Below are 13,135 nucleotides of genomic sequence, written 5' to 3' on the forward strand. Positions count from 1 at the left end.
TTCCCGCGTTCAACTCGCCTTGATCGCCCTGCTCGTGCTCGTGGTCATCGCCTGGCTCATAACCCGCTAGCGGAGTCGTCCCGTCCGCCAGTCGCTGACTTCTCTACCGACGTCAGGGACGCGCTCGCCGACCTCGGCTCAGCGTTGTCGCCTGCCACGAGTCGGTGCAGGCTCGAGCGTGAAACGCGGTGCCTCCGCGGCAGCGCCGCCTCCGACCTACGCGGCCGCGCTGATCCCATCAGCCTCGGCGCGCAGTCCGCGCAACCTGCCGAGTTGCACATCCAGGTCGGCGATGCGTTCTTCACGGTGGTCGCCGTATTTGCCGTAGGCCACCTCCGCGACGCGTAAACGTTCGTCGGCGGCGTGGAGTACGTCGGTGGCGATATCAGTGAAGTGATCGCGCAGGGTGCGTTGCACGGCTCGCAACCGGTTTCGGGATTCCTTACCGACTTGGAAGATCACATCGTCCATCAGCCTGGCCACGGAAACCTTGGCCTCGGCCTGACGGCGCTGCTTGCGGGCCTTGCGGTCGTCCCACAGGGCATTGGCGCCGAGCAGGAGGGCGGCGGCGGCCGAGTACCAGTTCACCAGTGGCATCTTCAGCAGGCTGGTGAGCACACCGACCATGAGCAGACCACCGTAGGACCCGCGCATGACGGTAAGGAATTGGCCGAGGAAACCGGCTTTCCCGCTGATCAGCGGTTCCAACGGCGCCACATGGTCGAGCACTTCACCGGGATTTTCCAGGCGTAGATCCGGTAGCGGCGGAGTGCGATGATCGGCGGGGAATTTGGCGGCCACCTGTTCGGACAGTTCCACCGCCCGGTAGTGCGCCACCACGAAATTCTCTTCGACCGCCTCGCAGATGCGCGCGTCCAGATCCGCGCCGAAATCCTCCCAGCGGCGGGCCGGATCGGTCCGGACGATCTCGGCCTCGGCATCGCGCACCAGGCTGCGTAGCCGGTGCCGCAGATCATGTTCGATATCGGCCATCAGCTCGGTGCTGCCGTCACCGAGGGTGACCTGCCAGTTGGCCGAGCGCTGTCGCAGCTGATCGGCCTGGTCGCGGGCGGCGACCAATTGCTCGGTGATCTCCACCCGGCGGCGCGGATCGCGCAGCGCCTCGGCCTCGGTCCGCAGAGTCACGGCCAAATGGTCGGCGACCAGCCGGATGTCGTTGGCCGCGGCTTCCAGCACCAGGCTGTCGGCCCGTGCCAGCACGTAGTCGCGCAGGTGGTCGACCAGTTGGGGCACGCCGGATTCGATATCGCGCTGATAATTGCCCGCTTGCAAGTGCAGCAGCGCGGAGACCGGTGCCACCGCGAAGCCGAGACCGGCCGCGTCCAATAGCTCGCGATTGCGCTGCTGGGTGTGCTGCCAGTGCGGGTGCAGGTCGATCTTGTTCAGCGCGCAGATGACCGTCGGACACAGCTGTTGGATGCGCACGAGATAGTCGATCTGTTCCGCGCTGAACTCGGTTCCGGCGTCACCGACGTAGAGCACGGCATCCGCTGCGGCGATCATCGACCAGGTGGTGTGATCGTCGCCGTTCGAGCCGGGTGCGTCCATCAGGACGAGGCCCTCGGCGAGCAGCGGACTCGGCTCGGTGAATTCGGCGCGGATCACCCCGTCGGCAGCCAGCGCGGGCCCGGGATCCAGCGGATCGACGGGCTGACGTTCGATCCGGCCCGCACCAAGCGATTTCACCAGCACGGCGGTCGGTTCCGGTCCGAACTCCGCGATCACCGGCACGCTCAGCGCACTCTCGGTGGCGCTCACCCGCGCCCCGATCAGGCCATTGACCAGGGTGCTCATACCGTTCTTCGCGGCACCTACGACCACCAGGCGCAGCCGTGGATCACTGACCCTGGCCCGAACCATACTCAGTCGGCCACCCAGGTCTTGCCGGCCCGCGGAGCGAGTCATCTCCTGCAGTCGATCGAGGATTCCGATGACCGGCGCCATCGCCTCCGGATGTTTCACCGTGGCGGCCTCCAGCCCGGCTGCGGCAGACAACCGCTCCTCCTAACTGTCTTGCGGATATCGCGTTCGACGATGACATGCTCGAGCGCGACGGGTGCGCGCGACCCCCATCCGGCTTCCTAGATCAGCGTGATATCCAGGCCCGGCACGAGATGGTGGCCGTCGTCCATACCCGGATCGTGCAGCAGCGGGGTGGACAGCCCAGCGGCCATGAGGCTCATCGACGCATGATCGGGCTCGTATACCGGGTGCCCGAAATCGGCCGGGTCGCTGATTTCGGCGGCGATCGGGTGCGTCGGCGGCTTCACCGGCGTGACCGGTGCGGGCATCGTCGGCGCGGGGACGTGCGGCTGCTGAGTCGGGATCGGCGCCGGGGAGTTCGCGGTCGGGATATCGATATCCGGGGTCGGCACGACCGTCGGTGCGGAGTGGGTGACCGTCGGCACCGAGACGGTCGGGACGTCCACGGTCGGGTCGTCGATGTCCGGCTGAGTGGTGTGGGTGTTCGGGATGGAATTGCCGCCGTTGACGGTGCTCGGAGTGGTCCCGCCGGTGTGGCCGGTGCTGGTGCCGCCGTTGCCGGTGCTCGGAAGCGTCACATCGTCGTCGTCCGGTGTCGTGGTGTGCGTCGGCGCGTGCGTGGTGGGAGCCTGGGTGGTCGGCGCTTGGGTCGCCGTCGGGATCTTCGTCGTCCCAGTGGCATCGGTGTCCGGAACCGTCGTGTGGCCGGGCTTGGTGGCTCCCGTATCGGGCGTCTTGGTCGGATGCCCGGTGGTGTTGTCGGCGGGGATCGGCACCGTCTTGGTGACGGTGGTCGGGGTGCTGGTCACCGGTGTGGTGGTCGGATGCGAATCGTCGACCACGACCGGATGCTTCGCCGGAACCGGTCTCGGCTCGAACAGGGCGGGCACCGTCGCGGCGGGCGCGGTCAGCGGCGACGGACCCGGCGGCGCGACAAGGACATTGGCGACCGGGGTGCTCGCCACATCCGGCTGAATCGTGGTTTGCAGCGGGGTGGCGGCGACCGGAGCGGCAACCGCGGCGGGCGCGACGACGGCGGGGGCCACCGCTACGGGCGCGACGGCCGGTGCGATCGGAGCGGGCAGCGGCGCCGCGAACGGCTGCACGGGCTGCACCGCGACGGGCTGCACGGCCGAGTACTGGGATCCGCCCACGGGCTGGGTGCCGACCGGGTTGACCGTGCCATGCGCACCGGAGTTGTCGAGGCCGGAACGTCCGGCGCTGCCGGGGGTTTGGCCGAGCCAATCGGAGAACCTGTCGATATTGTCACCGACCCGACCTGCGCCGACCTCGACCTTCAGTGCACCGTCGACCTCGACCTTGGACTGTGTGGCCAGGTACATCCCGTGCGGACCGACACTGAAGTCGACTTCGAGTTCGGTGTGCACGCTGAAAGCGGCCGCTGCATCGATGAAGACGCCGACCGCCTCCGGGTTACCGACACCGTGGAACGTATCGGCGCCGTGGAATGCATCGCTTCCGTCGAACGCGTGGTTGCCGTAGTACGCGTCGTCACCGTGGAACAGCGCACCATTACCCCCGGTGGCGCCGCTGTGAAACATGTTTCCGCCGTAGTACGGAAGGTGACTCGCGTCCGCATCGCCGTCGTCGGTGCTTTCGGCATCACTGCTCACCGACTCGCTGATCGCCGTGTTGTGGGCTGACACTGGAACACGGGGCAGAGTAAAAGGATTCGCACCCGGAGCGAGGAAGCCGTTCGGGTCGGGGAGGTTGAAACCGTGATCGCCGTGACCGAAGTCTAATCCGGGCAGTTTGCCGAAGCCGCCCGGCACGTGTGCGGTACCGACATCGAGCCCGGACTGCGGTGTATCGCTGTGCAGATCGAGTCCGGACCGTTCGCTCTCGGTTCCGAGACCGAGCCCGGGCTGATAACTGTTGCCGTACCCGGTGTTCTGCCACGGCTGCACTGAATGCTGCTGCGGCACAGGCCCGATGTACACGCCGGAATTGGGCACATTCGGGATGGTGAACGGCGCGTTGACGCTGACATCGCGCGGGGTGGGCGTCGACGAATGCACTGGTGGGGGCGGAGTCGAATCCGGGTCCGGATCCGGAAAGGTGACCACGGGACTCGGCGCGCCCGGTTCGGGGTCACGGGTGTAGGCCGAAGTCCAGCTGTCGAGCCGTTGCCCGCCGCCGGGATGGACGGGGGCGGGACCACCATTAGTGGCGACCAGCGCGCCGCCGGTGACGTACGCGCCCGCTCGCGCTACCCGCGCGACGCCGGTGGCAACGCGATAGGCGGTATCGCCCGCACGATCGTCAGCTTCGGTGGCATCGCTGTCGAAGGGCAGGTCACTCGTCATGCAAGCTCCACTCTCAGGTTTCCAGCATCCTCACCACGCCGGGCAGACCGAGTGAAGATCATTCAACGATATTCCGGAAAACCCAACTGTCACATTCTGCAGGTCCGCAGAGCATACGACTGTGACGAGCAACATAACCTTGCCATTGGAAAAACCAGAACGGAAGCCCTGTTTCTGCGGGCACCCCGAACTGGGGCCGGTGTTGCCATCGGACCTGCTCGAGCGCTCCGAACCCGCGGCCCGAAACCGTGTCGACGAGACTAACTCGTCGGCGACCACACGTACAGCCCGAGTTGGCTGCGCCGCAAGAGATTTCTAATGATTGCTCAAGAGATGGTGAAGTTGCGCTGCTTAGCGTCGTTCTCGCCGGAACAGCCCCGGCACCGACGCGAAGGAGATCGCATCATGACCGCACCCCTCGGACGCGGCCGAGCCCGCATTGCCACGATCGTCACGGGTACCGCATTCGCCGTCACCGCGACCGCGCTGGTCGCAGGAGCCGCCTGGGCCCATCCGCCGCTGCCGGACGACGGGGACCTGACGGTGACGTGCGTCGTGCAGGGCCCGGGCGAGCCCCACGTGGTGATCCAGGAGCGTCGAGGCCTCGGCGCTCCGGACGCACCGCTGCCGCCGCTCGTCGCACCGCCCGGCTGCCCGGATATCGATCCGTCCGGACCGGTCATCGTGGCGCCTGGCCGGCCCGGCGAACCGGCTCGACCCGGCGTCGTATACATCCAGCCCGCCCGTCCTGCGCCGAGCGGCAGTAGCGGCAGCTGACCGAGGGGCGGCTCTATGGTGGCCCCATGACCGGACAACGCATCTTGGTCGTGGACGACGAGGTTCGAGTTCTCGCCTCGCTGCGGCGGGGGCTCGAACTCTCGGACTTCGACGTGGTCACTGCGGGGGATGGCGCCGAGGCGCTGTCGATGGTCCGCAGCGCCGAGCCGGACGCCATGGTGCTCGATGTGAATATGCCGAATCTGGATGGGGCTGGCGTGGTTACGGCATTGCGTGCGATGGGCAACGACATTCCGATCTGTGTGCTGAGCGCGCGCACCGCGGTCAGCGATCGCATCGCCGCCCTGGAGCGCGGGGCCGATGATTACCTGACCAAACCCTTCGACCTCGGCGAACTCGTCGCGCGCCTGCATGCGTTGCTGCGGCGTCGACCCGCGCTGATCCGGCCGTCCGGTGACGACCAACGCCAAGTCGGTCAGGTGCGCATCGATCGGGCCGGGCATCGGGTTTTCGCGAGCGGACAGCAAGTGGAGCTGACCAAACGGGAATTCGAGGTGCTCGCACTGCTGGCCGAGAACATCGGCATCGTGCTCAGCCGCGAGCAGATCCTCTCCGCGGTCTGGGGTTACGACTTCAGCACCGACACCAATGTGGTGGATGTGTTCGTCTCCTATCTGCGGCGGAAGTTGGAGGCGCACGGTGCGTCTCGGGTTATCCATACGGTGCGTGGGGTGGGATTCGTACTGCGGGAGGAATCATGAGCGCTACGGAGGAATCATGAGCGAGCAGCGCAATCGTGAGCGAGCAGCGGCGTCGATTCCAGCACAACGACCCGAGCGCCGACGAGTCGGTGGAGCCGGACAGTGAAGTCTGCGAAAGCCAAAGTGTCCCTGTCGTTGCGCGCTCGTGTGGCGCTGGTGTCGGGGGTGGTCGCGGCGCTTGTCGCGGTCACGCTCGGCATCGCCTACACGGCACTTCTCGACGCCACCGGTTCCCGTCAGTTCGACGACACGGTCTCGACCATGGGCGTCGCCATCGCACCACCACTGGATACGCCACCGCACGTAGTGATTCGAACCCTCCCCGATCCACAGACCCGCCCCACACCGCAACTAGATCCCACCATCGGCGCCCCGCAACCTGGTCCGCCAATCGCCATCCCGCAACCTGGTCCGGCAACCCCCGCCCCGCAGTCAAGTCCCGCGATCCCCGCCCCGCAATCGGGACCTGCAATCACCACCCCACAACCCGAACCGGCAACCCCTGCCCCGCAACCAAGTCCCGCAATCACCACCCCACAACCCGATCCCGCAACCCCTGCCCCGCGACCGGGTCCCGCGATCCCCGTCCCGCAATCGCGACCTGCAATCACCACCGCGCAATCGGATCCCGCAATCGCCGCCCCGCAACTAGGGCCCGACATCCCCCTGCCCCCACTAGATCCTGCCGTACCCGGGCGCGTGATCGTGGGCCCCGGTGACGTCCGCACCGTTGTCGCAGGCGCGCCCGGGTTAGTGGTCCGACTCGAACCCGATCGCGCACTGGTGGATTCGGCCATCCGTCGCAGCCAGTTGATCGGCGTCGGGATCGGCATCGCGGGCGTGCTGCTCGCCGCGGTGCTCGGCTGGTTCCTTGCCGGTTACGCCGCACGTCCACTGCGCAGACTGGCCGCCGCTACGCACGGCATCGACACCCTGGAGCAGCTCCCGCCGCTGAGCGGTCGCGGAGCCCGTGAGGCGGAGGAACTTTCCGATGCCATCACCCGCATGCTCACCCGACTGGAGGCGGCACACGGCGACACCAATCGCGCACTCGCCAGCGCCAGAGACTTCGCCGCGGTCTGCGCCCATGAGTTGCGCACACCGCTCACCGCGATGCGTACCGACCTGGAAGTCCTGGCCACCAAGGAATTACCCGCCGATCAGCACCGCGCGGTACTCGCCGATGTTCTGCTCGCTGAGCGCCAGATCGAGAACACCCTGACCGATCTGGAACAACTCGCGGTCGGCGAACTAACCGAATCCGACGCCTTCGAACCCTTCGAACTGTGCGAAACCCTCGACCGCGCGGTACAAGACGCCCGCCGCCGACACCCCGAGGTCAGCATCGATCTCACCGAATGCACCCCGACCGCAGTGAACGGGCTACCGGGTGGACTCATGCTCATCGTCACCAATGCAGTCGCCAACGCCGTCCAGCACGGTCAGGCGAACACCGTCACGATCGCCGCCCACCGCGCCGACTCCGGCACAATCGAAATCACCATCGACGACGACGGCACCGGCATCCCCGAAACCCTGCGCCCCGCCGCCTTCGACCGCTTCGTCAAAGGCCCGGGTTCCCCCGGCTCCGGCCTTGGCCTCGCTCTCGTGCGACAACAAGCCGAACTCCATTCCGGCACAGCTGAACTCGACCGCAGCCCACTGGGGGGTGTCCGCCTGCGCGTCCGAATCGCCGCCCTGGACGGTGGCTGAGGCTCAGTCGCCCATATCTTTGAGCGATTCGGTATCGAACGCGATGCCGACCGGCTCCGGCAGGCTCACCGCGCGCCCGAATGCGTAGCTGTGCACGTCCTGGTAGCCATCTGCATCGGGCTGGCTGTGCACGACTACCTTGCCGGCCTCGCGATCGATGAGCAGATAGAGCGGAATCCCAGCTCGCGCATAGGCGATCGGCTTGTCAATTCGATCGCGCCGGTTGGTGTCGGAATCATGAGAGGTGACTTCCACCGTCATCACCACGGCATCCGGTGCGGCCCACTCACCCGCGCCAGCGAACGCATCAGGTGGCGCCAGAATGCCGTCAGGACGAGCTCGCCCCTTGCGGTACGACCCGACTGCCAAGCCCTGCCCGATGACATGGAGAAATCGTCCCGGGTTCAACGGCATCAGCAGCAGGAGCAGCCAGTTGAGTATCCGGCCATGGTCGCCATCGGGCGCACGTTTGACCCCCAGTCGTCCGCCGATGAGCTCAACCTGCACGCCTTCGGCCTCACGCTCGACGGCACGAGCGATCGACTCGAACTCAGTCGTGCGGATGGGCCCCTCCTCCGATACAAGAGTCGGGTCGTCGTGCGGCACAGTCACAGCCCGCATCCTCGGTTTCTGCCCACCTGACAACGGATCCTGCCTCATGGTCGTTCCCTGAGAGGCACTATCCCGCAGTGTGCCGACGCCGCCGGAGTGGCGAATCTATTTCTGCCCCTTCGGTTTATCGGAGGCGGCGTCGGAGGAGAGGGCGGCTACGAAAGCTTCCTGGGGGACGTCCACGCGGCCGATGGTCTTCATGCGCTTCTTGCCCTCCTTCTGCTTCTCGAGCAGTTTGCGCTTACGGCTGATGTCACCGCCGTAGCACTTGGCGAGCACGTCCTTGCGGATAGCGCGGATGTTCTCGCGGGCAATGATCTTCGAGCCGATGGCGGCCTGGATGGGCACCTCGAACTGCTGGCGCGGAATGAGTTCGCGCAGTTTGGTGGTCATCTTGTTGCCATAGGCCTGGGCGGCGTCGCGGTGCACGATCGCGCTGAACGCGTCCACCGCCTCGCCCTGCAGCAGAATGTCGACCTTCACCAGATGCGACTCCTGCACGCCCGACTCCTCGTAGTCGAGGCTGGCATAGCCGCGGGTGCGTGACTTCAGCGAGTCGAAGAAGTCGAAGATGATCTCCGCCATCGGCATGGTGTAGCGCAGCTCGACCCGGGTCTCGGACAGATAGTCCATGCCACCGAGTTCGCCGCGGCGACCCTGGCACAGCTCCATGATCGAACCGATGAATTCGCTCGGCGAGATGACGGTGCACTTCACCACCGGCTCGTACACATGGCGCACCTTGCCCTCCGGCCAGTAGGACGGGTTGGTGACGACGTGCTCGCTGCCGTCTTCCATCTCCACCTTGTAGACGACATTGGGCGCGGTCGAGATCAGGTCCAGATCGAATTCGCGCTGTAGGCGCTCGCGGGTGATCTCCATATGCAGCAGGCCGAGGAAGCCGCAGCGGAAACCGAAGCCGAGCGCCACCGAGGTCTCCGGCTCGTAGGTCAGCGCGGCGTCGTTGAGCTGGAGCTTGTCGAGCGCGTCGCGCAGGTCCGGATAGTCCGAGCCGTCGACCGGGTACAAACCCGAGTACACCATCGGCCGCGGCTCGCGATAGCCGGTGAGCGGTTCGCTGGCACCGCCGCGCGCGGAGGTCACGGTATCGCCGACCTTCGACTGGCGCACATCCTTCACGCCGGTGATGAGATAACCGACCTCGCCGACGCCGAGGCCCTGGGTGGGCTTGGGCTCCGGGGACACGATGCCGACTTCGAGCAACTCGTGTGTCGCACCGGTGGACATCATCTTGATCTTCTCGCGCGGAATGATCTTGCCGTCCACCACACGGACGTAGGTGACCACGCCGCGATAGGTGTCATAGACCGAGTCGAAGATCATGGCGCGCGCGGGTGCGTCCGGATCGCCGACCGGCGGGGGCACCTGCTTGATGACCTCGTTCAGCAGCTCCGCCACACCGACACCGGTCTTACCGGAGACCCGCAGCACGTCATCGGGTTCGCAGCCGACGATATGGGCGATCTCGGCGGCGTAGCGGTCCGGATCGGCGGCGGGCAGGTCGATCTTGTTCAGCACCGGGATGATCGTCAGATCCTTGTCCAGCGCCAGGTACAGATTCGCCAGTGTCTGCGCCTCGATGCCCTGCGCCGCGTCGACCAGCAGCACCGCACCTTCGCACGCCTCGAGCGCACGCGACACTTCGTAGGTGAAGTCGACGTGGCCGGGTGTATCGATCAGATGCAGTACATAGTCGGTGCCTTCGACCTGCCAGGGCAGCCGCACATTCTGGGCTTTGATGGTGATGCCGCGCTCGCGCTCGATATCCATCCGGTCCAGGTATTGGGCGCGCATCGCCCGCTCCTCGACCACACCGGTGAGCTGCAGCATGCGGTCGGCCAGCGTCGACTTGCCGTGGTCGATGTGCGCGATGATGCAGAAGTTCCGGATCCGGGCGGGATCGGTGAACGTCGTGTCGGCGAAGCTGGCGGGCACTCCACTCCTCATGGGTATCGGCAAACTGCCGTCTATCGTCCCATGCGCGAGGTAGCGGCACTGTCAGCGGTTCACCGTTGTGGGTTTCGTACCACTGTTCAGCCGCGATAGCCGGTGCCCGGAATGCGGTGCCTGTAGTCGGTGCACAGGTAGGTCTCGGGCACCTGCTCGGTCACCGGCACCTCGAAATAGTCGTCCTTGGTGCGGACCGCGAGGTACTGGTCCTTGGCATCGCGGTGACACCACATGCCGGTGAGGCCGTGGCCGTACGGCGAGTAGTCGGAGAACAGGCAGGTAATGCAGGAGAGCAGACGGACATCGTCCGGGAACTGCTGTCCGAGCCGGAACAGCGCGTCCTCGAAATATCTGTCGGTGCCCTGGTAGGTCAGCCCGTCGATGTCGATGGCGAGTTCGAGCGACTCCCCTACCCCGCCTGGCGGCAGTGTCAGCCGGAAATGGATCACACCGGGTCGCCGCTGGTCGTGCGCCTGCACCGAGCAGGGCAGTTCGCCGGAGAAGGCACAGCCCGAGATGGCATCCCACTCGTCGACGGGAAGTCCGACCCGAAGCGCTGCGGTCTTGTCATAGGGACCCAGCGCGTCGAAGTCCGGACCCGCCACCGGAACGCCACGGATGACTGTGCGGATATCGAACCGGTTCGGACCCCAGTGCCGAGATGGCCCGATCCGCCACATGATGTGCTCGGTACCGTGCTCGTCGGTGTAGGTCCCTGGAAAAACCTGCGGTTGCACAGCTGGATCCTTCTCCCGCGACGAATTGCCCGACTCTAACCAAGAATTCGCCGTATTTTCGGTGGGTGGAGAAATTGGTTTTCGTCCTGCGTCGATCCGATGCCGAGGCGACCGAGTCATGGTGCGAATCGCTGCGCACCACGGTGGCCGGGCAACTGGTCGACCTCGGGGTCGCGGGTGTCACCGTCTATGTCCGCGATGCGGAAGTCCAGACCGCACTGATGCGCATGGTGACGCTGGACCCGCCGATCGCGGCGGCGGTCACGATCTGGGTCGAACAGAGCTACGGTCCCGAGGCCGCGGCCGCGGCCGACATTCTCGCCGAATTCGCCACCGCGACACACGGCTACCTGGTGACCGAGTCGGTGCCGCTGCGGCTCGATGATTCGGTCCCCACCCGCACCGAGGGCTTCGGCAACCTCGCCTTCCTGCGCAAGCCCGCCGAACTCACCCGGGAACAATGGCTGGGCGACTGGCAGGGACGGCATACCGCGGTGGCCATCGAGACGCAATCGACATTCGGCTATACCCAGAACGTGGTGGTCCGGGCGATCACACCGGGCGCGCCCGCCATCGATGCCATTGTCGAGGAACAGTTTCCGGCGGCGGCACTCACCGATCCACTGGTCTGGTACGGCGCGCGCGACGCGGACGAGTTCCAGGACCGGGTGCGACGCATGCTCGACTCGGTCACCCGGATCGGCGCGGATCGCAACCTCGATACCGTCTCGACCAGCAGATATCCTGTGCTGCAACCATTTTCGACACGGACGCGGCAGCGGACCGGCGCCTGAGGCGCGAACACGCGCTACCGGGCGGTAGACAGTGCTGATGAGAACTCGAGATCGCGCCGTTACCATCCAAGGATGGCCCGAACTTGGAACACGCTCGGCAAGCAGTTAGGCCTCATCGCGAAGGAGCAGGGGCCCAAGATCGTCAAGCAGCAGGGACCGAAGCTGGTCGACAAGCTGCAGCGCTCATCGCTGCTCGAGCGCGCGGTCGGGTCGCTGGCGACGCGTAAGGCGCCAGCGGTCGCGATCCGACCGACCGCATCGACCCCGGTACCGACCGCCGAGCGGGCCAGGCAGATCGTCTACTGCCCGCAGTTGGACGGCCGCGCCGATCCGGGCGAGATCGTGTGGACCTGGGTGCCCTTCGAAGAGGATCCGAACAACGGCAAGGATCGCCCGGTGCTCGTCGTCGGCCGCGACCGCCGGACCCTGCTCGGGCTGATGCTGTCGTCGAATCCGGAGCGCGCCCACGATCGCGACTGGGTCGGAATCGGCAGCGGCAGTTGGGATCACGAAGGCAGGCCGAGCTGGGTCCGCCTCGATCGGGTACTCGACGTCCCGGAAGACGGCATCCGCCGCGAAGGCGCGATCCTGGCCCGCAAGACCTTCGACCTGGTCGCCCACCGGCTATGCGCCGAATACGCTTGGCATTGATCGGAATTCAAGACACCATTTCCCGGGAACGGCCGAACAGTAGGCCGTAGATCAAAGCACCGAGCACGCCGCCGATGAGCGGGAACACTACGAAGACCCAGACCTGGGGTCCGGCGCCGTCCTGGTAGAAGGCGACGGCGAGGCTGCGGGCCGGATTCACCGAGGTGTTGTCCACCGGGATCGAGATCAGGTGGATGACCGCGAGCGTGACGCCGATCGACAGTCCGGCCAGCGGAATATCGGAGATCTGGTCGGTGGAGGCCAGCACCACGAATACCAGCAGCGCGGTCAGCATGACCTCGATGATGATCGTCGCGGACAGGCCGTAGCCGTTCTCGATCACCACCTGTCCGAGCGGACCGCGCACCGCGGACGGACTGTGCTTACCCCAGCCGTTCGCACCGAGCCCGTTGACCGCACGGTCGTAGGAGGGCAGATTCTTGGCGATCGCGAACAGCACGAGTCCGGCCAGGAACCCACCGATCAGTTGCGCGATCACATAACCGACCGCGGAGATCACCGAAAGCCTGCCGAGCAGCAACTGCCCGACGGTCACGGCCGGATTCACGTGGCAGCCGGAGATCGGCCCGATCGCGTAGACCAGAAACAGCAGGGATAAGCCGAAGGCCAGTGCTATGCCAAGCGCACCGACGCGCTCACCGGCCAGTACCGCGGTGCCGACACCGCTCATGACCAGCACGAATGTGCCGAGCGTTTCGGCGGCCCACTTCTTGGCCTCCGGCGTCGGCTCCAGTTCGGTGACTTCCTCGACGACTTCCTGAGCAGTGGGAGACATACGCGCCACCTTCCGAGAGGATCTTCCCCTT

Annotated in this window: 11 protein-coding genes; 5 read left to right on the top strand and 6 right to left on the bottom strand. The window is 66.1% G+C overall.

Going from position 1 to position 13,135, the window contains the following annotated elements:
* Positions 1–216: 216 nt before the first annotated feature.
* Complete coding sequence (locus ACIBG0_RS16755; protein WP_397033309.1) at positions 217–2,016, bottom strand: hypothetical protein; 1,800 nt, start codon at positions 2,014–2,016, stop codon at positions 217–219.
* Positions 2,017–2,102: 86 nt separating this feature from the next.
* The gene (locus ACIBG0_RS16760) at positions 2,103–4,331 is read right to left on the bottom strand and encodes a hypothetical protein (RefSeq protein ID WP_397033311.1); all 2,229 of its coding nucleotides are present in this window, start codon (positions 4,329–4,331) and stop codon (positions 2,103–2,105) included.
* A gap of 405 nt (positions 4,332–4,736) precedes the next feature.
* On the opposite strand from ACIBG0_RS16760, the gene ACIBG0_RS16765 reads away from it, so the two are divergent.
* The 3 genes from ACIBG0_RS16765 to ACIBG0_RS16775 all read left to right on the top strand — a co-directional run bounded on the left by ACIBG0_RS16765 (position 4,737) and on the right by ACIBG0_RS16775 (position 7,543).
* A complete protein-coding gene (locus ACIBG0_RS16765; protein ID WP_397033312.1) occupies positions 4,737–5,108 on the top strand; it encodes a hypothetical protein in 372 nt (123 codons plus the stop codon).
* A 26-nt stretch (positions 5,109–5,134) separates the two neighbouring features.
* The gene (locus ACIBG0_RS16770) at positions 5,135–5,830 is read left to right on the top strand and encodes a response regulator transcription factor (RefSeq protein WP_397033314.1); all 696 of its coding nucleotides are present in this window, start codon (positions 5,135–5,137) and stop codon (positions 5,828–5,830) included.
* Positions 5,831–5,932: 102 nt separating this feature from the next.
* Positions 5,933–7,543, top strand: coding sequence for an ATP-binding protein (locus tag ACIBG0_RS16775; protein WP_397033316.1), 1,611 nt, complete (start codon positions 5,933–5,935; stop codon positions 7,541–7,543).
* A gap of 3 nt (positions 7,544–7,546) precedes the next feature.
* Here the strand turns inward: ACIBG0_RS16775 and ACIBG0_RS16780 are convergent, their stop codons facing one another.
* The 3 genes from ACIBG0_RS16780 to ACIBG0_RS16790 form a co-directional block, all read right to left on the bottom strand.
* Positions 7,547–8,155, bottom strand: a complete 609-nt coding sequence (locus ACIBG0_RS16780) for a Uma2 family endonuclease (RefSeq protein ID WP_397033318.1) — start codon at positions 8,153–8,155, stop codon at positions 7,547–7,549.
* Positions 8,156–8,260: 105 nt separating this feature from the next.
* Positions 8,261–10,123 (bottom strand): translation elongation factor 4, encoded by a 1,863-nt coding sequence (lepA, locus tag ACIBG0_RS16785; RefSeq protein ID WP_397033320.1) that lies wholly within the window; start codon positions 10,121–10,123, stop codon positions 8,261–8,263.
* An 86-nt stretch (positions 10,124–10,209) separates the two neighbouring features.
* Positions 10,210–10,863, bottom strand: coding sequence for a DUF6304 family protein (locus ACIBG0_RS16790; RefSeq protein WP_397033322.1), 654 nt, complete (start codon positions 10,861–10,863; stop codon positions 10,210–10,212).
* Positions 10,864–10,928: 65 nt separating this feature from the next.
* Here ACIBG0_RS16790 and ACIBG0_RS16795 point away from each other — a divergent pair, with 65 nt between their 5' ends.
* Together ACIBG0_RS16795 and ACIBG0_RS16800 are read left to right on the top strand one after the other, a co-directional pair.
* A complete protein-coding gene (locus ACIBG0_RS16795; RefSeq protein WP_397033324.1) occupies positions 10,929–11,657 on the top strand; it encodes a hypothetical protein in 729 nt (242 codons plus the stop codon).
* Positions 11,658–11,729: 72 nt separating this feature from the next.
* Positions 11,730–12,308: a type II toxin-antitoxin system PemK/MazF family toxin gene (locus ACIBG0_RS16800; protein ID WP_397033326.1), complete on the top strand. Its 579-nt coding sequence runs from the start codon at positions 11,730–11,732 to the stop codon at positions 12,306–12,308.
* A gap of 7 nt (positions 12,309–12,315) precedes the next feature.
* On the opposite strand, the gene ACIBG0_RS16805 is transcribed toward ACIBG0_RS16800, so the two are convergent.
* Positions 12,316–13,104: an aquaporin gene (locus ACIBG0_RS16805; protein ID WP_397033328.1), complete on the bottom strand. Its 789-nt coding sequence runs from the start codon at positions 13,102–13,104 to the stop codon at positions 12,316–12,318.
* Positions 13,105–13,135 lie beyond the last annotated feature (31 nt).

This window comes from Nocardia sp. NPDC050630 (assembly GCF_044457245.1).
Lineage (GTDB): Bacteria > Actinomycetota > Actinomycetes > Mycobacteriales > Mycobacteriaceae > Nocardia.

What these genes read in the sequence shown, in the direction of transcription:
- ACIBG0_RS16760 (WP_397033311.1), bottom strand. Translation starts at nt 4,331, where the DNA reads ATGACGAGTGACCTGCCCTTCGACAGCGATGCCACCGAAGCTGACGAT.
- ACIBG0_RS16770 (WP_397033314.1), top strand. Translation starts at nt 5,135, where the DNA reads ATGACCGGACAACGCATCTTGGTCGTGGACGACGAGGTTCGAGTTCTC.
- ACIBG0_RS16800 (WP_397033326.1), top strand. Translation starts at nt 11,730, where the DNA reads ATGGCCCGAACTTGGAACACGCTCGGCAAGCAGTTAGGCCTCATCGCG.
- ACIBG0_RS16805 (WP_397033328.1), bottom strand. Translation starts at nt 13,104, where the DNA reads ATGTCTCCCACTGCTCAGGAAGTCGTCGAGGAAGTCACCGAACTGGAG.
- lepA (WP_397033320.1), bottom strand. Translation starts at nt 10,123, where the DNA reads ATGAGGAGTGGAGTGCCCGCCAGCTTCGCCGACACGACGTTCACCGAT.
- ACIBG0_RS16765 (WP_397033312.1), top strand. Translation starts at nt 4,737, where the DNA reads ATGACCGCACCCCTCGGACGCGGCCGAGCCCGCATTGCCACGATCGTC.